23 protein-coding genes are annotated in these 25,969 nt (G+C 62.9%); 13 read left to right on the top strand and 10 right to left on the bottom strand.

Going from position 1 to position 25,969, the window contains the following annotated elements; genetic code table 11:
• Window positions 1-418: 418 nt before the first annotated feature.
• Genes NPS29_RS26480 through NPS29_RS26465 form a run of 4 tightly spaced genes read right to left on the bottom strand, consistent with a single transcriptional unit; the run spans window position 419 to window position 6,236 of the window.
• Window positions 419-1,645 carry an amidohydrolase family protein gene (locus NPS29_RS26480; protein ID WP_274136333.1) on the bottom strand — a complete coding sequence of 409 codons (1,227 nt, stop codon included), beginning with the start codon at window positions 1,643-1,645 and terminating at the stop codon, window positions 419-421.
• A complete protein-coding gene (locus NPS29_RS26475) occupies window positions 1,642-4,134 on the bottom strand; it encodes an ATP-binding cassette domain-containing protein (RefSeq protein ID WP_274136332.1) in 2,493 nt (830 codons plus the stop codon). Before NPS29_RS26475 ends, NPS29_RS26480 begins: the two co-directional genes overlap by 4 nt.
• Complete coding sequence (locus tag NPS29_RS26470; RefSeq protein ID WP_274136331.1) at window positions 4,131-5,000, bottom strand: branched-chain amino acid ABC transporter permease; 870 nt, start codon at window positions 4,998-5,000, stop codon at window positions 4,131-4,133. Before NPS29_RS26470 ends, NPS29_RS26475 begins: the two co-directional genes overlap by 4 nt.
• A gap of 42 nt (window positions 5,001-5,042) precedes the next feature.
• On the bottom strand, window positions 5,043-6,236 hold the full coding sequence (locus NPS29_RS26465; RefSeq protein ID WP_274136330.1) for an ABC transporter substrate-binding protein: 1,194 nt from the start codon (window positions 6,234-6,236) through the stop codon (window positions 5,043-5,045).
• 187 nt (window positions 6,237-6,423) lie between these two features.
• On the opposite strand from NPS29_RS26465, the gene NPS29_RS26460 reads away from it, so the two are divergent.
• From NPS29_RS26460 to xylB, 7 genes are all read left to right on the top strand, one after another.
• Window positions 6,424-6,822: a nuclear transport factor 2 family protein gene (locus NPS29_RS26460; RefSeq protein ID WP_274136329.1), complete on the top strand. Its 399-nt coding sequence runs from the start codon at window positions 6,424-6,426 to the stop codon at window positions 6,820-6,822.
• Window positions 6,823-6,977: 155 nt separating this feature from the next.
• The gene (locus tag NPS29_RS26455) at window positions 6,978-7,358 is read left to right on the top strand and encodes a COG4315 family predicted lipoprotein (RefSeq protein ID WP_274136328.1); all 381 of its coding nucleotides are present in this window, start codon (window positions 6,978-6,980) and stop codon (window positions 7,356-7,358) included.
• 283 nt (window positions 7,359-7,641) lie between these two features.
• On the top strand, window positions 7,642-9,204 hold the full coding sequence (locus NPS29_RS26450; protein ID WP_274136327.1) for a sugar ABC transporter ATP-binding protein: 1,563 nt from the start codon (window positions 7,642-7,644) through the stop codon (window positions 9,202-9,204).
• Window positions 9,205-9,310: 106 nt separating this feature from the next.
• Complete coding sequence (locus NPS29_RS26445) at window positions 9,311-10,303, top strand: ABC transporter permease subunit (protein ID WP_274136326.1); 993 nt, start codon at window positions 9,311-9,313, stop codon at window positions 10,301-10,303.
• Between the two features lie 58 nt (window positions 10,304-10,361).
• Window positions 10,362-11,303: an ABC transporter substrate-binding protein gene (locus tag NPS29_RS26440; protein ID WP_274136324.1), complete on the top strand. Its 942-nt coding sequence runs from the start codon at window positions 10,362-10,364 to the stop codon at window positions 11,301-11,303.
• Between the two features lie 14 nt (window positions 11,304-11,317).
• On the top strand, window positions 11,318-12,316 hold the full coding sequence (locus NPS29_RS26435; protein ID WP_274136322.1) for a LacI family DNA-binding transcriptional regulator: 999 nt from the start codon (window positions 11,318-11,320) through the stop codon (window positions 12,314-12,316).
• A 29-nt stretch (window positions 12,317-12,345) separates the two neighbouring features.
• Window positions 12,346-13,830 carry a xylulokinase gene (xylB, locus tag NPS29_RS26430; protein WP_274136320.1) on the top strand — a complete coding sequence of 495 codons (1,485 nt, stop codon included), beginning with the start codon at window positions 12,346-12,348 and terminating at the stop codon, window positions 13,828-13,830.
• A 36-nt stretch (window positions 13,831-13,866) separates the two neighbouring features.
• Here xylB and NPS29_RS26425 read toward each other — a convergent pair whose 3' ends face one another.
• The 5 genes from NPS29_RS26425 to NPS29_RS26405 all read right to left on the bottom strand — a co-directional run bounded on the left by NPS29_RS26425 (window position 13,867) and on the right by NPS29_RS26405 (window position 18,038).
• Entirely contained in the window at window positions 13,867-14,130 is a 264-nt protein-coding gene (locus NPS29_RS26425) for a hypothetical protein (protein WP_274136319.1), read from the bottom strand.
• A gap of 145 nt (window positions 14,131-14,275) precedes the next feature.
• Window positions 14,276-14,701 (bottom strand): cupin domain-containing protein, encoded by a 426-nt coding sequence (locus tag NPS29_RS26420; protein ID WP_425312556.1) that lies wholly within the window; start codon window positions 14,699-14,701, stop codon window positions 14,276-14,278.
• A gap of 98 nt (window positions 14,702-14,799) precedes the next feature.
• Entirely contained in the window at window positions 14,800-16,131 is a 1,332-nt protein-coding gene (locus NPS29_RS26415) for an OprD family porin (RefSeq protein WP_274136318.1), read from the bottom strand.
• Window positions 16,132-16,357: 226 nt separating this feature from the next.
• Window positions 16,358-16,672, bottom strand: a complete 315-nt coding sequence (locus NPS29_RS26410; protein WP_274136316.1) for a putative quinol monooxygenase — start codon at window positions 16,670-16,672, stop codon at window positions 16,358-16,360.
• Window positions 16,673-16,874: 202 nt separating this feature from the next.
• Window positions 16,875-18,038, bottom strand: coding sequence for an acyltransferase family protein (locus NPS29_RS26405; protein WP_274136314.1), 1,164 nt, complete (start codon window positions 18,036-18,038; stop codon window positions 16,875-16,877).
• Window positions 18,039-18,288: 250 nt separating this feature from the next.
• Here NPS29_RS26405 and NPS29_RS26400 point away from each other — a divergent pair, with 250 nt between their 5' ends.
• From NPS29_RS26400 to NPS29_RS26380, 5 genes are all read left to right on the top strand, one after another.
• Window positions 18,289-19,305, top strand: a complete 1,017-nt coding sequence (locus NPS29_RS26400) for a 2-dehydro-3-deoxygalactonokinase (RefSeq protein WP_274136312.1) — start codon at window positions 18,289-18,291, stop codon at window positions 19,303-19,305.
• A gap of 1 nt (window position 19,306) precedes the next feature.
• Window positions 19,307-19,942, top strand: coding sequence for a 2-dehydro-3-deoxy-6-phosphogalactonate aldolase (locus NPS29_RS26395; protein WP_274136310.1), 636 nt, complete (start codon window positions 19,307-19,309; stop codon window positions 19,940-19,942).
• 57 nt (window positions 19,943-19,999) lie between these two features.
• Window positions 20,000-21,148, top strand: a complete 1,149-nt coding sequence (dgoD, locus tag NPS29_RS26390) for a galactonate dehydratase (protein ID WP_274136308.1) — start codon at window positions 20,000-20,002, stop codon at window positions 21,146-21,148.
• Between the two features lie 262 nt (window positions 21,149-21,410).
• On the top strand, window positions 21,411-22,724 hold the full coding sequence (locus NPS29_RS26385; protein ID WP_274136307.1) for an MFS transporter: 1,314 nt from the start codon (window positions 21,411-21,413) through the stop codon (window positions 22,722-22,724).
• 65 nt (window positions 22,725-22,789) lie between these two features.
• Window positions 22,790-23,590: an IclR family transcriptional regulator gene (locus NPS29_RS26380; protein WP_274136306.1), complete on the top strand. Its 801-nt coding sequence runs from the start codon at window positions 22,790-22,792 to the stop codon at window positions 23,588-23,590.
• A gap of 134 nt (window positions 23,591-23,724) precedes the next feature.
• Here the strand turns inward: NPS29_RS26380 and NPS29_RS26375 are convergent, their stop codons facing one another.
• Window positions 23,725-24,777: an NAD(P)-dependent alcohol dehydrogenase gene (locus NPS29_RS26375; RefSeq protein ID WP_274136305.1), complete on the bottom strand. Its 1,053-nt coding sequence runs from the start codon at window positions 24,775-24,777 to the stop codon at window positions 23,725-23,727.
• Between the two features lie 177 nt (window positions 24,778-24,954).
• On the opposite strand from NPS29_RS26375, the gene NPS29_RS26370 reads away from it, so the two are divergent.
• Window positions 24,955-25,860 carry an AraC family transcriptional regulator gene (locus tag NPS29_RS26370; protein ID WP_274136304.1) on the top strand — a complete coding sequence of 302 codons (906 nt, stop codon included), beginning with the start codon at window positions 24,955-24,957 and terminating at the stop codon, window positions 25,858-25,860.
• Window positions 25,861-25,969: the final 109 nt, after the last annotated feature.

Here is a 25,969-nt window from a genome sequence, read left to right as displayed (position 1 = left end):
ACGTCCCCGCCGGCAAGCCGTGCTGCTACGGGGAGGTGGTGTGTTTTAGATTTTGATCTTGATCTTCGTGCGCGGTGGCACAGGCGACACAGGGCGCGACGTTAAGGCGCCAGGCCGAGCGCAGGTGTCGTGTAGGGGGATGAGCGGCAGGGATGCCGCGAAAGCCGTGCGGGCCATGGATGGCCCATCATGGCGTGCCCCCGGAACGACGCCGGAGTCGAGGGAAGTCCGACGAAGGAGGACCCCAGCCAGGAGCAAATGGTTTGCCTACTTTCCCGAAAGAAAGTAGGTCGCCCGTAAGGGGCGAAACCCTAATCAGAGACCACCGCCAAAACGGATATACGCACAATCCCAGCGTCACCCAAAGACGCGGAGCGTCAGACCCACCCGTTACCACGCGGAGCGTGGGAACGATCATTCAACGCGTCCTCAACAACCGCCCCTGCGGCCGCTCAAACGTCCGTATCCCCCGCTTGTACCCCATCAACGGCGCGCTGATTTCAGCGATCACCGCCGCAGGTGAGGGCGCATCGAACACGATGAAATCGGCCTGGCACCCAGCATCCAACCCATAGTCCGTCAGCCGCAACAGCCGCGCCGATTCGCTCGACACCCAGGCCAGACACTGCAACAACTCAGGCCCCGTCCCCAACTGACTGACATTGGCAAACAGATTAGCCTGCCGAACCAGCGAAGCATCACCGTACGGCGTGAACGGATTGCCGATGTTATTGGTCGACAGCGAACAGGTCACCCCACAGCCATGCAGGTGAGCCAGCGGCGCCAGCCCTCGGGGCTTGTTGTGGAAATGCTCGCGACCGGTCAGGAACAGATCGGTGCTGGGCAGGCACGTCACCTGCACCCCGACTTCCGCCAGCCGCACCCCCAGCGACATCAGATCCTCCATCGGCAACGCCGACAGCTTGGTAGCGTGGCCGACCGTCACCCGGCCACCCCAGCCATGGCGCTCGGTACAACGGGCGACGTGGTCGATGGTCATGCCCTGCGGGTTGAGGTCGAAATCCAGGTGGAAATCCAGGTCACAGTCGTACTCCACCGCCAGCTCGAACAGCCGCTCGATCTGCCCCAGCGGATCGCTGTCGGTGTAAGGACAGCCACCCAATACCGTCGCGCCATTCTCCAGGCCGTGGCGCAACAGCGCCTCGGTACCCGGATTGTTGAGCAGACCCTCCTGGGGAAACACGCAGATTTCCAGGGTGATGGCCCACGCGTAATCCGCTTGCAGGCGCTTGATGGCGTCGAACCCGATCAGGCCGATCTGCGGGTCGAGTTCGACGTGGGTGCGCATGTAGCTGGTGCCCTGCATGATCGCCTTGTCCAGTACCGTGGCGCCGCGCTGGTAGACGTCCTCTTCGGTGAATTCGGCCTTGGCGGCGCGGGTCTGTTGCACGGCTTCGGCCAGGGTCCCGGCCTGCAACTGGCAGCGCTGCATGATGCACGCCTTGTCCAGATGGATATGGGTTTCTATCAGGCCAGGCAGCAGCAGCCGGCCTTCGAGATCGAGGTGTTCACCCAGGCTCGAGTCCCGGCTCAAGGCATGCACGAAGCGGCCGTTTTCCACGTACAGCGTGGTCGGTGTCGGGTCATTGCCCACTCGGGCGTTGCTGATCATCAAGGTGCTCATGCGCAGGCTCCTTCGCCCAGATAGGCCGCCGCCAGTTCGCCGTCTTCACGCAGCTCGGCGGCGGTGCCGGACTTGATCACCTGGCCGGTCTCCAGCACGTAGGCGCGGTCGGCGACCTGCAGCGCGAGGTTGGCCATCTGGTCCACCAGCAACAGGGTCACGCCTTCATCACGCAGGGCGGCCAGTGCGTCGTACAACTCGCCGATCATCGAAGGGGAGAGGCCCAGCGATGGCTCGTCCAGCAGCAGGATTTTCGGCTTGGCCATCAGGCCGCGACCCACCGCGACCATTTGCTGTTCGCCGCCGGACAACAGGCCGGCAGGGCTGTCGATACGGTCCCGCAGGCGCGGGAAACGGCGCAGGATCGCTTCGATTTCTGCGTCCAGGTCCACCGCGTCACGGCGCGAATAGCTGCCCAGCAACAGGTTGTCGCGCACGCTCAGGTAAGGGAATACCTGCCGGCCTTCGGGCACCAGCGCCAGGCCTTGCGCGGCGATGCTGCTGGCGCTGGCCTGCTCGATGTTTTCGTTGTCCAGCAGGACGCTGCCGCCAGAGGCGCGATGCAGACCGGCCAGACATTGCAGGATGCTGGATTTGCCCGCGCCGTTGGCACCCAGGATCGCGACCAGCTCGCCCGGATTGACCACCAGGTTGACCTTGTTGACCACCGGCGCTGCGCCATAGTCGATCACCAGATCCTTCACATACAGGCGCGCATCGCGGCTGCCGTTCCAGGCCTCACCCCTTGGCGTGGCCTGATACTCGGTGCCACCCAGATAGGCCGCGATCACGCGTTCGTCCTGCTGCACCTGGGCCGGTGTGCCCACGGTGATCGGCTTGCCGGCGTCGAGCACGAGCAGGCGCTCGGACACCGCCATGACCAGTGCCATGTCGTGCTCCACCAGAATCACCGTCAGGCCAAACTGCGCCAGTTGTCGCAACAGGATCGCCAGTGCATCGGTGTCGCGGCGGCTCAGGCCCGCAGCCGGCTCATCGAGCAGCAACACGGCGGGCGCGGTGGCCAGTGCCCGGGCGATTTCCACCAGGCGGCGGTCGACGTGGGGCAGGTCTTCGGCGGGAATATTGACCGCGCCCCGGTAACCGACCAGTGCCAGCAGGTCGAGGGCCAGCGCCTTTTGCGCAGCGCGTGGGTGGCTGAAGATCGGGCCCAGCCGGCCTTGCTGCATCGCCACCAGAACGTTATCCAGCACTGACATTTCGCCGAACAGCTGGGTGGTCTGGTAGGTGCGGGCGATGCCAGCCCGTGCGGTTTTCCAGGCGGGCAGCCCGGCTAGGGGCTGATCGAGGTCGATCTGTCCGCTGTCGGGGGCGTAGAAGCCGCTGATCATGTTCAGCACGGTGGTTTTCCCCGCGCCGTTGGGCCCGATGATGCTGGTGATGCTGCCAGCCGGTGCGTGCAGGTTGACCTGTTGCGCGGCCTGCACGCCGCCGAAGCGAATGCCGATATCGCGAATGTGCAGGCCGTCGCGGTTCTTGCGCTGGCCAAGGTGCCTGGCGATGCGACCGTGGTCGATCCGCGCCGGTGGCGTCAGCGGCGTCGGCTTGATCCAGCGGCGGGCGAGGGCGCCGAGCAGGCCGTTGGGGGCGATCCACAACACCACCAGCAGCAGTACCGAGAAAATCAGCAGGCGATATTCGGCGAAGTCCGACAGCAACTCAGGCACCAGCACGATCAGCAGCGCGCCCAGCACCGGACCGAAAAGCGTGCCGCTGCCACCGACGATCACCGCGAGCACGAACAGGATCGACTGCGAAAACGGAAACGACTCGGGGTTGATGAACATCAGTAATGGCGCGAGCAAGGCACCGGCCAGGCCCGTGAGCAGTGCCGACAGGGCGAAGGCCAGGGTTTTGCTGACCACCGGGTTGAAGCCCAGCGAACGCGCGGCGATCTCCGACGCCTTGACCGCGCGCATGGCCTTGCCCCAGCCGCTGTGATGCAGGCGCTGGTAGAACGCCAGTGCGCCGATCATCAGCGCCGTGGCAATCAGCGCCAGCAGGATCGAGGGATCGAGCCCGGCGAAGTCAGGCAGCGGAATGCCCATCAAGCCATTGGAGCCACCAGTGACGTCACGCCACTCGATCAGGCTGTGATGCACCACGAACGAAAAGGCGATGGTGATCATCGCCAGATACGGCCCCGAGACGCGCAGCGCAGGAATCGCCAGCAAGGCGCCAACGGCACCCGCCACCACACCGGCCGCGGGCACTGCCAGCCACAGCGGCAGGCCGGCCAGGGTCATCAGTGCCGAAATGTACGCACCGATGGCGTAGAAGGCGATGTGACCGAAGGAAATCTGGCCACTGAGGCCGATCAGCACGTTGAGGCCGACACCCACTACTGCAGCCAGTGCGCAGAGGGTGAAGACCAGCAACGAGTAACTGTCGAGCATGAACACGGCCACCACGCTGGCGAGCGCCAGCAGCGCGATGGAAGCGGGGGCGAGCAGGGTTTTCGGGTCTTTCATACTTTCACCAGTGCCTGTTTGCCGAACAGCCCGTTGGGACGAATCGCCAGGGCTAGAATGACCAGCGCGAAGGTAAAGATCTGGGTGAAGGCCGAGCCGAAGTACAGGGTAATCAGCGCTTCGGTCAGGCCGAACAGCAGCCCTGCACCGAACACGCCGCCCGCGCTGGAAATCCCGCCGAGAATCGCCACCGCAAAGGCCTTGAGCCCGAACAACATGCCCATCTCGGCGTTGACGCTGAACAGCGGCGCGATCAGCAGCCCCGCGACGGCGGCGAAAACGGTAGAGATCGCGAAGGCGATGGCCACCACCCGGTTGACGTTGATGCCCATCAGCATCGCCGCACGGGGATTCTGCACGCAGGCCTCCAGCACCTTGCCCAGCCGGGTGTAGCGACGCACCACCAGCAGGGCCAGGGCAATCGCCGCGCCCACCAGCGGGATCAACAGTTGCAAGGCTCCGACGCCGTTACCGAACAACTCGACCTTGAGGCTGACCAGGCTGCTTTCGAACTGCCGTGGCTCCTTGCCGAAGGTGAACAGCGCCAGGTTGTCCACCAGAATCCCGCCCGCCACCGTCGCCATCAGCCAGGCCTGGGAGCCGCGGCTATGAAAAGGCCGCACCAGCCAGCGTTCGATGGCCAGGCCGTAGATCGCGCTGAGCAGCAGCGTCAGGGGCAGCGCCAGCCAGAGCGACAGGCCCCAGGTGATGCACAGCGTGTAACCCAGCACCGCGCCGACCATCATGGCACTGCCCTGGGCGAAATTGACGGTGCGCGAGACCACGTAAGTCAGGTGAAATCCCAGGGCCAGCAGCGCGTACATGCTGCCCAGTCCGAGGCCGGTAACGATGGCGGCGGTGAACATGGCGTGATTCCTTAAGGCGTGAAAACAGCTCGGTCAGGCGGGTCAGGGTTTGGCGTTCAGCGGCACGATCTGATCGCCGACGAACTGGGTGAACACGTAGTCGTCAGGCCCCAGGGCATCGTGTTTCTGCGCCGTGAAGGGCTGTTTGTAGTCCTTGATCAGGCCGTCGTAGTCGGTGATCCCGTAGAAGCCGTCACGCACCGCGCGGCCCTCGGTGTTGCCGGCCTTGGCGATGGCCAGCGCGCTCAGGTGCAAGGCGTCGTAGGCGTTGGCGATACCCACTGCAGGGGTGACATCGGCCAGGGTCTTGATCTGCGGGTAGGCGGTCTTGAGCGAAGCGAGCAGCGCATCGCCTTTGGGGTTGTTGTGATCGGTGAACACGTAGGTCTGGATGAAGTGCACGCGAGACGCGCCAGGCCCTGCCAGCTCGCCGAAACGCCCGCCTGCCGGGCCCCAGTGCGAAACCACCGGGACGTCCCAGCCCATGCGGTCGAGGGATTTGACCACCTGCGCCGACGGGCCGACGTTGCCGACCATCAACAGGGTGTCGGCACCGGCATTCTTCAGGCGTGTCAGTTGCGGCACCACGTCCAGGTCGCTGTCCTGGATGCGTTCGACCCCGGCGTTCTCCAGGCCGCGTTTTTCCAGGGCACGCTTGAAGCCCGCCTCGTTGGATTCGCCCCATGGGTTGTTGATCAGGATCATGCCTGGCTTCTTCATGCCCTGGCTGGTGCCGTATTTCACCAGTGCTTCGTCCACCAGCTCATCGACCGCCGAGACGCGGAACACGTAGTTGTCCGCTGCGCCGTTCTCGGTGATTTTGGTGCCGGCTGCCCAGATCCCCATGAACGGCACTTTCATCTGATTGGCCAGCGGCACGATGGCCAGCGACACCGGAGTGTCCAGGCCACCGAACAGCACCGTGACCTTCTCGCGCTGGATCAGCTCACGGGCCGCCAGCATGCCTTTGGACGGGTTGCTTTCATCGTCCCGGCGCACCAGTTCCAGCGGCCGCCCCAGCACGCCACCCTTGGCATTGACCTCGTCGATGGCCATGGTCAGGCCGCGGGTCAAGGCTTCACCGGATTTGGCCGATTGGCCCGAAAGCGCCGCCACCAGCCCGACCTTGATCGGTGGTTCGGCAGCCTGGGCGCTGGCCGAAAGGGCCAGTTGCAGGGAGACAGCCGCAGCCACGGGGAACAACAGACGCTGCACGTTTGGAAGCCGGAATGACATGGGCGATTCTCCTGATTGCTAGCACTTGTAAATTTATTGCTAGCAAGTAGGATGCCAGTCCTAGGCCGCCTGAAATCCTTGTCTGTCGCGGGCTTTGCCCCAGTTATATGCTCCAAAACAAGGCGCCTTGCACCACGTGGAGGCATTCGGCCTATCAACGTCCATCGATGAAGCAGGAGAGTGGAAGATGTCGGAAGCGAACAAAGATGTTCAGATTGTTAGCAATTTTCTGGAAGCGTCCATGGCCCCGGATCCGGTACGTGCCGCGACCTTCATGAGTGATGACGTGAAGATTACTTTCACCGGTGGCCGCGCCATGCCCGACCCGCAGACCATTACCGGCTTCAACGGCGCGCGTTACGCCTGGGTGAAGAAAGCCCTGGGCAACTTCGACTGGATGGACTGCGGCGATCATACCGTGGTGTATTCCAACGGCACCCTGTACGGCGAGTGGCCGGACGGCCGCAGTTTCTCCGGTAATCGCTACCTGGATCGCTTCGAAGTGCGTGACGGCAAGATCACCCGCATGGATGTGTGGAACGACAGCGCGGAGTGGATCCTGACGCCCGAGATTGCCAAGGCGTAGACACAGGATGCGGGCCTGAAAAAATATTCTTCAGCAGGGTGGAATAAACACCCCGCCCAAACGTTTACCTAGGACTGCCGCATTAATCGGCAGCGGGAGCCTGGGAGGTTTCTGGCATTGCTCCCCCAATCAAGAACAACATCAAGGAGTTCACCATGCTGAAGAAATTCATCCTCACCGCCGCCGTTGCCTTGACCTGCGCATCGAGCCTGGCGTTCGCCGCGGCGCCTGCCATGACCGGCAAGACCGACAAAGGCGAAGTGCTCACCGACCACAAGGGCATGACCCTCTACACCTTCGACAAAGACAGCGGCGGCAAGTCGATGTGCAACGGCGATTGCGCCACCAACTGGCCGCCGCTGATGGCCGGTGCCGGTGCCAAGGACGAAGGTGGCTACACCGTCGTGACCCGTGACGACGGGAGCAAGCAGTGGGCCTACAAGGGCAAGCCGCTGTACACCTGGGTCAAGGACAAGAAAGCCGGCGATGCTACCGGTGATGGCGTCAAGGACGTCTGGCACGTCGTCAAACCCTGATTCCACCTGACACCTGAAACGCCTTGCTCACGAATGATCGATCCGTGAGCGAGGCGTTTTTTTTCAAGGGTGAAAAGCAAGCGCTTGCGTGAATCGTTTCAGCTAGTCTAGAGTGTTTCAAATCAAGTCTGCTGGGCCGCCTACAACGAAGTGGCCAGCCAGCGACACGAAAAAAACAAGAACAAGAAACCTCGGAGATTCGCATGAACAGCTTGCCTGCTCTGTCGCCGCGTGTTTTTGCTGTGCGCGCTGCCGCCAATTCCCTCATTCCGGGTGCTCGACCATGAGCGCCGTCCTTCAGGAAAATCCCGTCCCCGTGCTGGAAATGTCTGCCATTTCCAAGACCTTCAATGGCGTGCGCGTGCTGAAAAACGTGGCGCTGAAGGTCTATGCCGGCGAAGTCCATGCGTTGATGGGCGAAAACGGCGCGGGCAAATCGACCTTGATGAAAATCCTCTCCGGCGCCTATCAGGCCGATGCCGGTGGCGAGATTCGCATCGACGGTCAACCGCTGGCCGCCTTCGATCCGTTGACCGCCAAAGAGCGCGGCATCGCGGTGATCTATCAGGAACTGAGCCTGTGCCCGAACCTCAGCGTCGCCGAGAACATTTACCTGGGCCGTGAGCTGCGGCGCGGCTGGAGCATCGACCGCAAAGCCATGGAGGAGGGTTGCGTCGAAGTGCTCGCTCGCCTCGGCGCCGATTTCAAGCCATCGACCAAGGTCAGCGTGCTGTCCATTGCTGAGCGGCAACTGGTGGAAATCGCCCGGGCACTGCACGCCAGGGCCAAGATCCTGGTGATGGACGAGCCGACCACGCCCTTGTCGTCCCGCGAAACTGACCGGCTGTTCGCCCTCATCAAGCAATTGCGCGACCAGGGCCTGGCGATCATCTACATCAGCCATCGCATGGCGGAAATCTACGAGTTGTCGGACCGGGTGTCGGTACTGCGCGACGGTGAATACGTCGGCATGTTGCAGCGCGACGGGCTGTCCGCCGAGACGCTGGTGAAGATGATGGTCGGCCGCGACCTTTCCGGTTTCTACAAGAAGGAGCACGCCCCGTACGATCCCGGCGAGGTGGTGATGCGGGTGCGCGACATGGCCGATGGCAAGCGCGTGAAGCCGTGCAGTTTCGACCTGCATGCCGGTGAGGTGCTGGGCATCGCCGGGTTGGTCGGGGCCGGGCGCACGGAACTGGCGCGGCTGATCTTTGCCGCCGATCCGCGCACTTCAGGCACGCTGGAAATCGCCGGCAAACCGGTCGGCGATCTGCGCACGCCCACCGATGCGATCAAGGCCGGCGTGGTCTATCTCACCGAGGACCGCAAGGCCCAGGGCCTGTTCCTGGACATGAGCGTGCGCGACAACATCAACGTCTGTGCCTGCGTGCCCGACGCCCATGCCGGCGGCGTGCTGGATCGCGGGCGCGGCGCGCAACGGGCGGTGGAGGCAATCCGCTCGCTGTCGATTCGCGTGGCGTCGGGCAAGGTCAACGTTGGGGCGCTGTCCGGGGGCAACCAGCAGAAGGTGCTGCTGGCCCGGTTGCTGGAGGTCAAACCTCATGTGCTGATCCTCGATGAGCCGACTCGCGGCGTGGACATCGGCTCCAAATCCGAGATCTACCGCATCATCAACGAGCTGGCCAAGGCCGGTGTGGGGATCGTGGTGATCTCCAGCGAACTGCCGGAAATCATCGGCACCTGCGATCGGGTGCTGGTCATGCGCGAGGGGCAGTTGGTGGCCGAAGTGGGCGGAGCGTCGGGCCATGAGATTTCTCAGGAGCGGATCATTGATCTGGCGACTGGCTCTTCGCACGTCCCGTTGACGCCGCCGCATATCCCGTAGCAGTCCGGCTTGCCGGCGTGGCGTCCGTGAAATCGCTGTCGCCGGCAAGCCGGACTGCTACGTAGCGTTCACTCTGATTTTCAATAACAACAAAGGAGGCCAGCCCATGAGTCTGACCCTGGAAAACTCGCCAAGCGTGGCCGCCATCAGCAAGCGCGAACGGGCCCGTGAACTGATGCGCACCCTAGGGATGCTGCCGGTCCTGCTGTTGCTGCTGATCGGCTTTGCCCTGATGACCGACAGCTCCATGACCTGGCAGAACCTGTCGATCATCACCCAGCAGGCGTCGGTCAACGTGGTGCTCGCCGCGGGCATGACCTTCGTGATTCTCACGGCGGGTATCGACCTTTCGGTCGGCGCGATTCTGGCCGCCTCCGCGGTGGTCGCGTTGCAGGTCTCGCTGTCGCCGCAGTTCGGCATGCTGGGGATCGTCGCAGGCGTCGGTTTCGGCCTGCTGCTGGGCCTGGTCAATGGCGGCCTGATCGCCTTCATGCGCCTGCCGCCATTCATCGTGACCCTGGGCGCGCTGACCGCCATGCGGGGTCTGGCCCGTTTGCTGGCCGACGACAAGACCGTGTTCAACCCCGACCTGCCGTTCGCCTTCATCGGCAATGATTCGCTGCTGGGCGTGCCGTGGCTGGTGATTATCGCCATCGCTGTCATCGTGATCTCCTGGTTCATCCTGCGCCGCACGGTGATGGGCGTGCAGATCTACTCGGTGGGCGGCAACCCTGAAGCGGCGCGGCTTTCCGGGATCAAGGTGTGGAAGGTGCTGCTGTTCGTCTACGCGCTGTCCGGCGCACTGGCAGGCCTGGGAGCGGTGATGAGTGCATCGCGGCTGTTCGCGGCCAACGGCTTGCAACTGGGGCAGTCCTACGAGCTGGACGCCATCGCGGCGGTGATCCTGGGCGGCACCAGTTTCACCGGAGGCGTCGGCACCATCGGCGGCACGCTGATCGGCGCGCTGATTATCGCGGTGCTCACCAACGGCCTGGTGTTGCTGGGCGTCTCGGATATCTGGCAGTACATCATCAAGGGCATCGTGATCATCGGGGCGGTGGCGCTGGACCGTTATCGCCAGTCGGGGGCACGGACGTAATCCAGCGTGTCCCACGGTTCAAAAAATGCGTTTCAACAACAATCACAAGAGAGAAAACATGAACTTCAAACGCAAATTTCCTGCTGTCGTTTCCCTGTGCCTGGCCGCGTTTCTGGCCCAGGGCGTCGAGGCCCGCGAGCTGAAATCGGTGGGCATCACCCTGGGGTCGCTGGGCAATCCGTATTTCGTCACCCTGGCCGACGGCGCCAAGGCCAAGGCCCAGGAGATCAACCCCAACGTCAAGGTCACCTCGGTGTCTGCCGACTATGACCTGAGCAAGCAGTTCTCGCAGATCGACAACTTCATCGCTGCCGGCGTTGACCTGATCCTGATCAACGCCGTGGACCCGAACGCCATCGCCTCGGCGGTGATGAAAGCGCAGAAGGCCGGCATCAAGGTGGTGGCCGTGGACGTCAACGCCGCCAAGGTCGATGCTACCGTGCAGACCGACAACGTCGAGGCTGGCAAGCTGGCCTGCCAGTTCATCGTCGACAAGCTCTCAGGCAAGGGCAACGTCATCATCGAGAACGGCCCGCAAGTGACTGCCGTGACCGACCGCGTCACCGGTTGCAAGGCCGCTTTCGCCGCCGCGCCTGACATCAAGATTCTCTCCGACGACCAGGACGCCAAAGGCTCCCGCGACGGCGGCCTGAATGCCATGCAGGGCTACCTGACGCGCTTCCCGAAAATCGACGGCCTGTTCGCGATCAACGACCCGCAAGCCATCGGCAGCGATCTGGCGGCCAAGCAGCTCAAGCGCAGCGGCATCGTCATCACCTCGGTGGACGGTGCGCCGGACATCGAGCACGCGCTCAAGTCCGACACCCAGATTCAGGCCTCGGCCAGCCAGGACCCCTGGGCCATGGCCCAGCAGGCTGTGATGATCGGCAACGACCTGCTCAACGACAAGAAGCCGGCTGAGGCGGTGACTCAACTCACGCCGAAACTGATCACCCGCGACAACGTGGGCACCTACAGCGGCTGGTCGAGCAAGCATTAAGAAAGGGGACGTCCGTGGTCAAGATGGAGGACGTGGCGCGGCGGGCGCGGGTATCGACTTCGACGGTGTCTCATGTGCTCAATGGTACGCGCAAGGTCAGCCCGGAAACGGTCGAGGCGGTGCAGCAGGCGGTCAGGGAGCTGGGCTACATTCCCAACACCCTGGCCCGCTCGCTGGCCCGTTCGCGCACCAACACCATTGGCGTGGCGATTTCGGCGCTGTCCAACCACTACTTCAGCGAGACGGTGCACGCCATCGAAACCGAGTGCGCGCGCCACGGCATCATGATGCTGTTTGTCGACACCCACGATGATCCGGCCCAGGAACTGCGGGTGGTCGAGGCGCTGCATCATCGGCGCGTGGACGGGATTCTGCTGGCGCCGTCCAGCGATCCACAGCAGGCGGCATTGGCCTACCTGCAGGCCAATGCGATTCCTGCGGTGCTGGTGGACCGGCTGGCGCCGCAAGGCTTCGATCAGGTCGGGGTGGAGAACCGGCACTCGACCCGGGAACTGGTGGCGCACCTGATCGGTCACGGCCACCGACGCATCGGCATGATCGCCGGGCATCGCGGGTTGAGCACTACCGAGGAGCGCATCGAGGGGTATCGGCTGGCGCTGGCGGATGCCGGGATCGCCTTCGACCAGGCGCTGCTGGTCAACGGCGAATCCAACAGTGAGTCGGCGCGCCGGGCAGCCTCGTCGCTGCTGGCATTGGCCACGCCACCGACTGCGATCATGGCGGCCAATAACCTGATGACCATCGGCGCCATGCATGCGCTGCGGGACGCCAGGATCCAGGTCCCTGAACAGATGGCGCTGGTGGGCTTCGATGACTTCGACTGGGCCGATTTCTTCCAGCCGCGCCTGAGCGTCATCGCCCAGCCGGTGCAGGCCCTGGGTGAGCGTGCGGTGCAGTTGCTGTTGCAGCGCATTGCCCATCCCGATGGGCCGCGGCAGTCGGAACACCTGCCTGCCAGCCTGAAAATTCGCAATTCATGCGGGTGCCATTGAGCATTCGCGCTGACAGGAACTGAACGTAGATGAGTCAAGTTGTCTCGCTGGGCATCGACCTGGGCACCTCGGAACTCAAGGCCATTCTGCTCGATGCCAAAGGTCAGGTGCTGGGGCGGGCAGGGGCACGGCTGAACGTTTCGCGTCGGCAGCCGGGCTGGTCGGAACAGAACCCCGAGCATTGGTGGCAGGCGTGCGTGGAAGCCATGGCGGCCTTGCGTGCCAGCCAGCCTCAGGCCTGGGCGCGCATTGCCTGCGTGGGGTTGTCGGGGCAGATGCACGGCGCGGTGCTGGTCGATGCCCGCGATCAGGTGCTGTATCCGGCGGTGCTCTGGGACGATTCGCGAGCCGTGGCCGAAGCCGATCGCCTGAACCGGGATTTTCCGGGCTATGCCAAAGTCACCGGCAGTCTGGCCATGGCCGGGCTGACCGCACCGAAACTGCTGTGGTTGCAGCAGCACGAGCCCGAGGTCTTCGCGCGGATCGACTGCGTGCTGTCGCCCAAGGATTATCTGCGCCTGCTGCTGACCGGCGAGCGCGTCAGCGACATGTCCGATGCCGCCGGTACGCTGTGGCTGGACGTGGCACGACGCCGCTGGCACGAGCCGATGCTGCATGCCTGCGGCCTGACCCTCAAACAGATGCCTCGGCTGCTGGAGGCCGATCAGTTGTCCGCTCGCCTGAATGCCGAGGCTGCGCAGGCGCTGGGCTTACCCAAGGGTTTGCCGGTGGCGGCGGGCGGTGGTGACAACCCGGTATCGGCGGTGGGCATCGGCGCGGTCAACGCAGGGGATGCCTTCGTCACCCTGGGCACCAGCGCTGCCATCGTGGCGATCACCGATCACGCGGCGGGCAATCCGCCAAGCGCGGTGCACAGTTTCTGCCATGCGCTGCCGGGGCGTTGGTACACCATGGGCGCGATGCTCGCCGGTGCCAGTTGCCTGCGCTGGGTGACGCGCCTGCTCGGGCAGCCCGATGAGCAGACGCTGCTGGACCTGGTGCACAGCGCCGTGCCCATCGAGCAGCCGGTGGCGGTCAGCGCTCCGATGTTCCTGCCGTATCTGGCAGGCGAGCGCACACCGCACAATGATCCCTCTTTGCGCGGCGGCTTCATGGGCCTGGGCCACGACAGCACGCCTGCGATGCTGGGTTATGCAGTACTTGAGGGGGTCGGGTTCGGGCTGCTGGACGCGATGAATGCGGCGCTGTCCGCCGGCGCTGCGGTGAATGCCTGCGCCTTGGTTGGCGGTGGCGCACGCAGTGAATACTGGGCGCAACTGCTAGCCAATATCCTGGACCGCGAGGTGTACACCCTGCACGGCAGCGAATCGAGCGCGTGCATTGGCGCGGCGAAGCTGGGCTTTATGGCGATCGGGCAGGGGGTGGACGTCGAGGCCGGCTTGCCGGTCAAGGCGCGCTACCGGCCCAATCCCGATGTGCAGCCTGCGCTGCGGGCGCGCCATGTGAAGTTTCGTGGGTTGCTGCCTGCGACCCGAGATTTTTCCCGCCCGTAACTGATCGTGCCCACGCAGAGCGATGGGAACGATCACTCAGTGCAACGCCCAAGAGCGTGGCGCCGGGGTGTGGGTGAATTTGGCGATGCCCTTGACCCAGTAACGCCGGTGCGACGTCTGGTCCGGTGGCAGCAAGGGTTCGCTGGACCAGCGATTCTGCCGTTTGACTTCCTGGCGATAGGCTTTCCACTCCATCGCTTCTGCGGTTTCCTGTGCCGCGCGCTCGTCATCGAACCAGCCCAGAACGCTCACTTCGCCCTGGTCGCGGCCGTGTTCCACCAGCAGAAAAATGTTGTACATGTCAGTGCCTTTCGCTCATCGAGTCCGGCCCGCTATTCGGGCTCTACTGATGGCTTATCGACACTTGGCAGGAAAAATTGAATGAACGGCCAGGCCGACCAGACCGATGGCGCCGTCCTAGAGCGGCGCCGGCCCGGCCAGCAACTTATTTGGGCAGTGGCGTGAGGATCTCGCCGTTGTCATCGAGCAGGATGAATACCAGCAGTTTCGCAGGCTTGGTCTTGCTGGCATTGCGCGACTCGTAGTGCTTGGAGCCTGCAGGCTCGTACCAGCTCTGGCCTGCCTTGTAGGTGATCGCCTTGTCGTCGTTGACCCGCGACACCACTTCGCCTTCCAGCACATAGGCCAGGGCGCTGCCGCTGTGGCTGTGGGGAATGGACACCTGGCCCGGCTTGTAATCGACCGTCAGCATCATCGCTTTCTTGCCCGGTGCGTTGAGCATCGGATGGGTTTCCAGCACGGTGACTTTCTCGTGCTCGCCATCGTGTGCCATCGCCGTGACAGGCACAGTCAAAGTCAGGGAAAACGCCACGCAAGCGACACCGGCGGCCAGCAGTTTCATCGGTTTCATGATCGATCCTGTTCGTTGGGAGTGATGACCTACACGCTATGCCTGGGGCTGCGGTGGTCACACTCCCAATCCGGGGAAAGATCAGGGGGCCAATTACCTCATAGCACCGAAATCGGGTAGTCGACAATCAGGCGAAACTCATCCTGATCCCCTTCGGCCTGATCGGCATTGCCGCGGTGCCACGCCTGACGAATCCTGAACGACAGGTTCTTGGCCGGGCCATTCTGGATCACGTACTTGGCTTCCAGGTTGGTTTCGTGGTGCTTGCCGTCCTCGCCATAACCGTAGGCGCGGTAGGGGCTGTCCAGGGCCATTTTGGTCCCGTCGATATCCCGGCCATTGGCATAACGCGCCATGAAACTGAGCCCGGGAATGCCATAGGCGCTCATTGCCAGGTCATAGCGCGCCTGCCAGGATTTTTCCCCCGGCCCGTTGAAGTCCGAATATTGAATGGAGTTGGCCAGGAAGATCGAATCACCGGTAGTGCCCGGCCCGTTATCGCCAAACGCGACATAATCGAACGGCGTGTCGCCATGCACTTTCTGATAGGCCAGGGTAAAGGTATGGCCGGCCATGAAGTTATAGGCTGCGGCCAGCGACCAAGTGGTGTTATCGATATTGCCGGCCTTGGCCTGGCCTTCGTCATTGGTGCGATAGATATTGAAGTCGAATGTCATCGACTGGTCGTGTGGCATGGCCCACGCATAGTTGGCATTGCCGTAGTACTGACGCCAGATGTCTTCAAACTCCGAACCGTACAACGAGAATGTCAGCGCATCATTGACGGCGTATTTACCGCCGACAAAGTCGACACTGTTGGCGGTGACATTGGCGTAACTGGCAAAGAGTTCACCGCTTGAGCTGGTGTGTTGCGGCCCGTTACCCGCGGTGAAGTGTCCGGCTTCGAGGTCCAGGTCCTTGATTTCACTGCTTTGCAGGCTGAAGCCGGTGGCGGTTTGCGGGAACAGGCGCGTGCCGCCCGCTGCAAAGACCGGTGCGGTGGGCTGCATCGTGCCCCACTTGAGTTCGGTCTTGGAAATGCGCATCTTCACTGCGCCGCCGGCTGTTGCGAATTCATCTTCCGGACTGCCGCTGCTGTCCACGGGAATATTACCGGTGCCCGAATGCCCGGCGCCGCCATCCAGTTTCAGGCCGTACCAGCCATAGGCATCGACACCAAAACCGACGGTGCCCGGCGTGAACCCGGAACTGAAGTTGGCCAAGGCGCCCTGAGACCAGTCACGTCGATCGCCGGCGCCGCTTTTACCATCCCGGTTGAAGTAATAGTTGCGCAACAGCACATCGAGCTTGGCATCTTCGACGAAGCCTTTTGCATCGGCCTGACTGCTGACGAAGGGTTCTGCTTCTACGGATTGAACATATCCTGCCGATACCGCCAGAGCGATCAGACTCAGACTTATCATTCTCATGATTGCATTACCTCTTGGGTCTTTGAGGCAATTGGCTACTATCTGGAGGGGAAATAGCACGAACTTGCCCGCAAGACGCAAAGGATAATCGCGGTTCTGGACTTCGCCACTTCAAGGGCGAAATCAGCCGTCCGATGGCCGATTTTCTGACGATTGGTTTAGTTAACAGCCAATTAAGGGGTCTGCTTAAAGTGGATGTTCAAGAATCACCGCCAAATGAACTCTGTCAGCGGTTGCCCGGCAGGTTGCAGCGCTCTGAATCACTCTGGAAGTCGATATGGCGGATGAACAGATTGTTCAGCAGGCCGTTCAACACCTCGTTGCTGGGCTGCGAGAAGTGCTCGCCCATTGCCTGGCAGGATTCCCAACGCACATCGATGATCCACAGGTCGCGATCATCCTCGTCGCGGTTGAGCACACTGCTTTCGCAACCTGGCAGCAGCGGAAGATTCTTGACGACAGTGGCCAGATATTCGCCCAGCTCCTCGGAGCGGCCATGGGCGGCATGAATACGAACCGTGTTATTGGCGTGCTGGGTCATGCTGATGTCTCCTTGGCGATGAGATCGTCTTTCAACGGTTGCCATAGTAGTGAGCATCAACGCAATTTCCAGCGTCCAATCATATGATTGACCAGGAGGCCAATTTGGGTGTTGGGGGTATTTGAAAATTTACGGCTTAGCGCACGGCTTGCCGGCGGGGGCGTCCTTGAAACCGGCACTGCCCCACGCCTGGCCCATCCCCTCACGCCTGCTCCTGCGGTGGATCGTCCTTGCGGCGGCGGAACAGGGTGCCGTGTTTCCAGTGTTTGCCGAACCGGATCCCCGGCGCTTCGATGTAGCAGTGGGTGAGCATCGAAATCACCACCACGGCCACCACCACCAGCACCATCAGCAGGTTGTCATTGAGCGTGCTGCCGGTGCTCAGGTAGCGCAGCATGGTGCCGGTGGTTTCGCCGGGGCGGTCCACCAGCAGGCTGTAGCCGGTGAACTTGGCGGCCACTGCAAGGCCGGTGGCGAGTACGAAGATCACTGCGGCGTGTGTCAGGTAAATCGACAGCCACAGCTTGCCCAGCGCCGGAAACAGCCGCAGGCGCAGCAGCCGCGAGATCAGCCCGGACTCGAACGAGAAGATCAGGATGGCCGCACAGAACAGCAGCCCCAGCTCGATCGTCAGGGGCTGCTCGCCCTCGGTCATGACCCAATAGATCGCCGCGAGTACTCCCACCTCAAGCAGGCTGGCCAGGCCCACGTTCGGCACCGAGTCGTGCAATCTCACGTACAGGCGATAGGTAATCGCTCCTGCGAAGAAACAGGAAACACCCCACAGCACATTGCGCGGGATCAGGTTGAAGTCCTTGTAGAGCGCCACAAAAGCCAGCACGCACAGCAGTGAAAACAACTTGCGGGCGATCTGTGGCACGCAGAACACCAGGAGCCCGAAGATCATCCAGATCCAGAACTCGACGCTGATGAACCACGAGGGGTAATTGAAGGAAAGTGCGTTGAATGTCGGCCACCAGGCCTGTATCAGCAGCAGATTGGGCAGAATCTCGCTCGGCGCGCGGTCACCGCTGAAGGCCGGATAGTTGAGCGACAGGCCATAGCGTTCAAGCACCAGTTTCAGGCATTCGAAGCCGATGAAAAACAGCAGCACCGCAATGTGCAGCGGCATCACCCGGCAGGCCCGGGTGACGGCGAATTCGCCCAGCAGCCTGGGTGTGCCGAGGTTGCCCACATAGCGGCGATAGATCAGAAACCCGCTCAGTGCGAAGAAAAACCCCACGAACTGGCTGGCGTTTCGGAAGAACGTCAGTTCGGTGATGCTGCGCTCAATGTGCGAGTGATGAATGATCAATGCGACTGCACAGAGGCCGCGAAAGCTGTCGAGCACGAGGAATCGCTTCATCTGACGGGTCCTTTTGTAGATGAGTGTAGACGGTGGCAGACAGCGGGTTGGCAGTGCAGGGAGGACCAACGAGCCGAGTATGCCCCAGGGATTTGTCGGCGCACCAGTCACGGCGCCAGTTACGCTCGTACGTTTGTCGCAAAACGTAAAATCCCACAATATGGGATTGATAATTACATATTGAGATAATCCGCTTTTCGGGTTTATAGTCCTCCCTGCATTCACACTTCAATAACAATCAGGTGAAGCCATGCAGGCGCAATTGATCGCGCTCGACTGGGGCACGACGTCCCTTCGCGCGTATCGGCTCGGCGAGAATGGCCGGGTGCTGGAACAACGCTCGCTCAGTGCGGGCATCATGCAGCTGCCGTCGGCGCCACGCTGGGTGGCCGGGCAGATGTGCAGCGACGGTTTTGAGCTGGCGTTCGACGAAGCCTGCGGCGACTGGCTCGACGCCCAGCCGGGCGTGCCGGTGATCGCCTGCGGCATGGTCGGCAGTGCCCAGGGCTGGCGCGAAGCCCCCTACCAACAGACGCCCGCCAGCGTTGCGGCCCTGAGTGCGGGTCTTGTGCAGGTGCGCAGCCTGCGCCATGCCGATGTGCACATCATTCCCGGGGTGATCCAGCGCTCCGAGCTGCCCAACGTGATGCGCGGCGAAGAAACCCAGGTGCTCGGCATCCTCAGCGCGCTGTCTGCCGACGAGGCGCGTCGCCCCCTGCTGATCGGCCTCCCCGGCAGCCACTCGAAGTGGGTGAGGGCGGTGGATGGGCGCATCGTGCACTTCGATACCTTCATGACCGGCGAGGTGTATGCCGCGCTGTCCAGCCACACCATCCTGGGACGCACCATGCAACGCAGCGACGACTTCGATCTCGCCGCGTTCGACCGTGGCGTCAGCGTGGCGCAATCGGCCAGCGGCAGCGCCGGCCCCTTGTCGACTATCTTCAGCTGCCGGACCCTGGGCCTGACTGGCGAGCTCGCTGGCACGGCGCAGCCCGATTATCTGTCGGGCCTGTTGATAGGCCATGAAATCGCCGCCCTGGCGCAGATGCTGAACAGCGATGGCGCAAGCCTGCCAGGCGTGATCCTGATTGGCAGCGGCGCGCTGCTGGAACGCTACCAGCGCGCGCTCAAGGCCAACGGCTTACCCCAGGTGACCCTGGCTGAGCAGGCCACCGAGCGTGGCCTGTGGCAGGTCGCGGTGCAGGCAGGCCTTATTCCTTCCCATTCGGCGGCCCCGAGCCAGCCCCTTTCTGTCGAGAACTGAGATGCTCAAACAAGCCCTGGCGCAAAACGGTCTGGTCGCGATCCTGCGGGGCCTGCGCCCCGAAGAAGCGATTGCCATCGGCGAAGTCCTGTACACGGCAGGATTTCGCGTCATCGAAGTGCCGCTCAATTCCCCGCAGCCGTACGACAGCATCCGTCTGCTGCGTCAGAACCTGCCCGCCGATTGCCTGATCGGCGCGGGCACAGTGCTCACCCCTGAACAGGTGCGTCAGGTGAAGGAGGCGGGCGGGCAGGTCATCGTCATGCCCCACAGCGATCCGGAAGTGCTGCGCGCCGCCAAGGCCGAAGGCCTGTTTCTGTCGCCGGGCGTGGCCACGCCGACCGAAGCCTTCGCCGCCCTGGCCGAAGGCGCGGATGTGCTGAAGATGTTCCCTGCCGAGCAGATGGGCCCCGCCGTGGTCAAGGCCTGGCTGGCGGTGCTGCCTGCGGGCACCGTGCTGCTGCCGGTCGGCGGCATCACCCCGGACAACATGAAGGTGTTCCTGGACGCTGGGGTGCGCGGTTTCGGTCTTGGCTCGGGGCTGTTCAAGCCGGGCATGAGTGCCGACGACGTCGCCGAGCGCGCCCGCGATTACGTGGCCGCCTGGAACCGCAACCGCCCCGCGAACCCTCAATGAATTGCACAGGCGCCCACGGGCGTCTGAACTGCCGTCTTCGAATAAGAGAGAACTGACATGAAAATCACCAAACTCACGACCTTCATCGTTCCGCCGCGCTGGTGCTTTTTGAAAGTGGAAACCGACCAGGGCGTCACCGGCTGGGGCGAGCCTGTGGTGGAAGGGCGTGCGCACACTGTGGCGGCCGCTGTTGAGGAGTTGTCCGATTACCTGATCGGCAAGGATCCGCGCAATATCGAAGACATCTGGACTGTGCTCTATCGCGGCGGTTTCTACCGTGGCGGCGCGATCCACATGAGTGCGCTGGCCGGTATCGACCAGGCGCTGTGGGACATCAAGGGCAAGGCGCTGGGCGTGTCGGTCAGTGATCTGCTGGGCGGCCAGGTGCGGGACAAGATCCGGGTGTACTCGTGGATCGGCGGTGATCGCCCGGCCGACACCGCGCGCGCTGCCAAGGAAGCGGTGGGCCGTGGGTTCACGGCGGTGAAGATGAACGGCACCGAAGAGCTGCAATTTCTCGACACCTTCGAGAAGGTCGATCTGGCCCTGGCCAACGTCGCTGCCGTGCGTGACGCGGTCGGGCCGAACGTGGGCATCGGCGTGGACTTCCACGGGCGTGTCCACAAGCCCATGGCCAAGGTGCTGATGAAGGAGCTGGACCCGTACAAGCTGATGTTCATCGAGGAGCCGGTGCTCAGCGAGAACTATGAAGCCCTCAAGGAGCTGGCGCCGCTGACCAGCACGCCGATTGCTCTGGGCGAACGGCTGTTCTCGCGCTGGGACTTCAAGCGCGTGTTGAGCGAAGGCTACGTCGACATCATCCAGCCGGACGCCTCTCACGCCGGCGGCATCACCGAAACCCGCAAGATCGCCAACATGGCCGAGGCCTATGACGTGGCGCTGGCGCTGCATTGCCCGCTGGGCCCGATTGCCCTGGCCGCGTGCCTGCAACTGGATGCGGCCTGCTACAACGCCTTCATTCAGGAGCAGAGCCTGGGCATCCATTACAACGAGAGCAACGACCTGCTCGACTACGTGAAGGATCCGGCGGTGTTCGACTACGACAAGGGCATGGTCAAGATCCCCAACGGCCCGGGCCTGGGGATCGAGATCAACGAGGAATACGTCAAGGAGCGCGCCGCAGTCGGCCATCGCTGGCGCAACCCGATCTGGCGCCATGCCGATGGCAGTTTTGCCGAGTGGTGAGTCGAATCAGGGGTTGACGCAAATCCTGCGTCGACCCCATTCGCGAGCAAGCTCGCTCCCACAGGGTGTGCGTGTGCTTTCGATCTGCGCTGCGCCTCAGATCCTGGGTGGGAACAAGCTTGCTCCCACAGGGTGTGCGTGTGCCTTCGATCTGCGCGACACCTCAGATCTACTGTGGGAGCGAGCTTGCTCGCGAAGGCGTACGTATAGGCACCACGAATCTTCCTGACCTCAAATAAACATAAAAAGAGGCACGTTCCCCATGCGCACACAGACGCTGCAAGAGGCGCGGGCGATCACCGCCACGCCGACCCGCAAACGCTATTTCATCATGGTCCTGCTGTTCATCACGGTGGTCATCAACTACCTGGACCGCAGCAACCTGTCCATCGCCGCGCCCGCGCTGACCAGCGAATTGGGCATTGACCCGGTGCACGTCGGTCTGATCTTCTCGGCCTTCGGCTGGACCTACGCCGCCATGCAGCTTCCCGGCGGCTGGCTGGTGGATCGCGTGCCGCCGCGCATTCTCTACACCGTCGCCCTGGCCCTGTGGTCGGTTGCGACCATCTTCCTGGGCTTCGTCGGCAGTTTCATCGGCCTGTTCGTGTTGCGCATGGCGGTCGGCGCGCTGGAAGCCCCGGCGTACCCGATCAACAGCCGGGTGGTTACCGCCTGGTTCCCCGAAAAAGAACGGGCAACGGCAGTGGGCTTCTACACCTCCGGCCAGTTCGTCGGCCTGGCCTTTCTGACCCCGGTGCTGGCCTGGCTGCAAACCGCGTTCGGCTGGCACATGGTGTTCGTCGCCACCGGCGCTGTGGGCGTGCTGTGGGCGGTGATCTGGTACATGGTCTATCGCGAGCCGCGGGATTTCAAAGGCGTGAACCAGGGCGAGATCGACCTGATCAAAGAGGGCGGCGGCCTGGTGGATATCCAGACCGATACCGCGAAGCAGAAAGCCGGGTTCAACTGGAGCGACCTGGGCATCGTCCTGAGCAAGCGCAAGTTGTGGGGGATCTACCTGGGCCAGTTCTGCCTGAACTCGACGCTGTGGTTCTTTTTGACGTGGTTCCCGACCTATCTGGTCAAATACCGCGGCATGGATTTCATCAAGTCCGGTCTGCTGGCCTCGCTGCCGTTTCTGGCGGCCTTCGTCGGCGTGTTGTGTTCTGGATTCTTCTCCGACTGGCTGATCCGTCGCGGCCACACGGTCGGTTTTGCCCGCAAGCTGCCGATCATTGCGGGGCTGCTGATTTCCACCTCGATCATCGGTGCCAATTACGTTGAATCCACGCCGCTGGTGATCATGTTCCTGGCCCTGGCGTTCTTCGGCAATGGTCTGGCGTCGATCACCTGGTCGCTGGTTTCGACCCTGGCCCCGGCTCGCCTGCTTGGGCTGACAGGCGGCACCTTCAACCTGATCGGCAACCTGGCGGCGATTGCCACGCCTATCGTCATCGGGTTCCTGGCGTCCGGTGCGTCGTTCGCACCGGCCATCACCTATATCGCTGTTCTGGCACTGCTTGGGGCGCTTTCCTACATCCTCCTGGTGGGCAAGGTCGAGCGCATCGAGCTGTAACGGCTGACATGGACCCTGGCGGGCATTGATAATGCCGCCAGCTTCCCGATTCGATAAGGCGTGATATGCAACAGTCTTCAGACACCACGACCGGCAAAGAGGCCGCACCCACCGGCACGCAGACCCTGCTGCGCGGCCTGGGTGTGGTTCAGGCCGTGGCCAGCGGCGCCCGGGATCTCAAGGAGATCGCCCGGCTGATCGGCACCACGCGCAGCACGACCCATCGCCTGGCCAGTTGCCTGGTGGAGGAGCGCTATCTGCGGGTGCTGCCGCAGGTGGGCTATCTGCTGGGTCCCAAGTTGATAGAACTGGGCTTTCAGGCCCGCGAAGAGTTGCCACTGGCCATGCTGGCGCAGCCGTTTTTAGATGAATTGTCGGCGCTGACCGGCGACACCGTGCACCTGGCGATCCGGGACGGTGACGAGGTGTTGTACCTGCACAAGAATCCTGGCCGCAACGGCCCGGAAATGCGCTCGCGGGTCGGGCACCGCATGCCGCTGGCGCGGACCGGTATCGGCAAGGCGCTGCTGCTCGACAGTCCGGAGAGTGAATGGCGACGGCTGTACGACATCAGCGTGCCTGAGATGGCCAGGCAACCCCAGTGGCCTGCGCATCAGGAACAGACCTGGGAGCAGGTGCGCGCGCGGATGCACGAGTACGTGAAGGGCGGATATGCGTTCGATCTGGAAGACAACGAACCGTCGATTCGCTGCGTGGCGGCGCCGATTCGCGATGCCGGCAAGCAGATTGTGGCGGGGATCAGCATCGCCAGTACCGTGCCTTACATGCCGCTTGAGAAGATGGACGATCTGGTGCCGGTGATCAAGGAGGTGGCGGCGCGGTTGTCGGCGGAGTTGGGCGGGTAAACATGACCATCATGGCTCTGTAGGAGCGCGCTTGCCCGCGACTGCGGCGTGTCTGCGAAATGTAAATCGACTGACACACCGCAATCGCGGGGAAGCGCGCTCCTACAGTCCGGGTTCCCGACCGAGAGGAAGGCTTACGCCTTCAACGTCGCCATGTCGATCACGAAGCGGTACTTCACATCACCGGCAATCATGCGCTCGTACGCCTGGTTGATGTTCTTGATGTCGAGCATTTCGATGTCGCAGCTGATGTCGTGTTCGGCACAGAAATCCAGCACTTCCTGAGTCTCGGCGATGCCACCGATCAGCGAGCCTGCCAGCACGCGGCGCTTCATCACAAGGTTGGCGGCGTGGACGGCCGGGTCGATCGGTTCGATCAGGCCCACCAGGATGTGCACGCCATCGAAGCGCAGGGTTTCCAGGTAAGGGTTCAGGTCGTGCTGCACCGGGATGGTGTCGAGCAGGAAGTCGAAGTGCCCGGCGGCAGCTTTCATCTGTTCGGCATCGGTGGACACGATCACGTGGTCAGCGCCCTGGCGGCGGGCTTCTTCAGCCTTGCTCGCCGAACGGGTGAACAGCGTCACTTCCGCGCCCATGGCCTTGGCGAACTTGATGCCCATGTGGCCCAGGCCGCCCATGCCCAGCACGCCGACCTTGTCACCGGCCTTGACGCCGTAATGCTTGAGTGGCGAGTAGGTGGTGATGCCAGCGCAGAGGATTGGCGCCGCAGCGGCCAGGTCGAGTTTTTCCGGGATGCGCACCACGAAGTGCTCGCTGACCACGATGCTGTTGGAGTAGCCGCCCATGGTATTGCTGCCGTCGATGCGGTCCGGGGTGGCGTAGGTCAGGGTCGGACCTTCGAGGCAGTATTGTTCCAGGTCTGCCGCGCAGGCTTCGCAATGGCGGCAGGAGTCGACCATGCAGCCGACGCCGACCAGATCGCCGACCTTGTGCTTGCTGACGTTGGCGCCGACTTCAGTGACCTTGCCGACGATTTCGTGGCCCGGCATCAGTGGGTAGACCGCAATGCCCCACTCGTTGCGTGCCTGGTGGATGTCGGAGTGGCACACGCCGCAGTACAGAATCTCGATGGCCACGTCGTCCGGGCGCGGGCTGCGACGGTTGAAAGTCATGGGGGCGAGGGGAGCCGTGGCCGACTGGGCGGCGTAACCGATAGCTGTGTACATGTGAAGCCTCGCAAAATGCTGAGTGGTGAGGCGATGCATTTTGCGCAGCAGGGCGGGGTGCGGCCATGTCGGTTCCTACGTGAGTCATGCCTAATCCTCCGAAGGTTGCTGATTGAGGGATGCGCATGGCCGCAGATCTGCGATCATGTCAGTGTCTAATCCTCTGTCCGGTTGCCCATGCTTTTGACTTCCCGCTCCGATGCCAACCAAACCCTGGTGTCGCTCATCAAGCCGCTGTCCCATACCCCGGGGTTTCTCGACACCGGATTGCCGGGCGTGCAGACGCTGTCGTGGAGCTACTATGTGGCCAGCAGCCCGCAGATCTACGAACCCAGCCTGATTATCTTGGCGCAGGGCAGCAAGCTCGCGCGCCTGGGGCCGCGCACCTTCGAATACGGCGCCGGGCATTACCTGGTGCAGGCGCTGTCGGTGCCGTTCATGTGCGAAACCTTCGCCACCCCCGAGGAGCCGCTGTACGGCGTGTCGGTGTCGATCGACCGGATCGTGCTGGGTGACTTGGTGCAAGCCATGGGACTGCCGGCGGATGCGTCGGTCAAGGCGCAGACACCAGAATCCATGACCTCCGCCGAGCTGGATGCGCAGATGCGTGAGAGTGTCGAGCGCCTGTTGCGCTGCCTGCACGACCCGATGGACCGTCAGGTCATGGGGCCTTCGCTGGTGCGCGAGGTGCTGTACGCCGCCCTGCGTGGCCCGCAGGCGGGGGTGTTGCGGGCGCTGGTCGAACAGCAGGGGCATTTCGCCAGGATCGCCGCGGCACTGCAGCATCTGCGTGATCACTACCACGAGGCGTTGAGCGTGGACGAACTGGCCGGCTGCGCCAACATGAGCGCCTCGACCTTCCACGAGCATTTCAAGCGCACCACCTTGTTATCGCCGGTGCAGTACCTCAAGCGCCTCAGGCTGTTGAAGGCGCAGCAGATGCTGATCGGCGAGGGCATGGCGGTGGGGCAGGTGGCGCATCGGGTGGGGTATCAGAGCACGTCGCAGTTCAGCCGCGAGTACAAGCGGTACTTCGACCGAAGCCCGGGGGAGGAGGGGGTGTTGCTGAGGATTTCTGCGTAACACCGCAATACGTGGATGTACGCAATATTTGAATTCGACCATCACCCCCGTAGCAGCACGGCTTGCCGGCGGGGGCGATTTCAAGGACGCCCCCGCCGGCAAGCCGTGA

The sequence above is a fragment of the Pseudomonas putida genome, from assembly GCF_028682175.1.
In the GTDB taxonomy this organism is placed as follows: domain Bacteria; phylum Pseudomonadota; class Gammaproteobacteria; order Pseudomonadales; family Pseudomonadaceae; genus Aquipseudomonas; species Aquipseudomonas putida_AD.
This window is presented reverse-complemented; position numbering and strand designations above follow the sequence as displayed.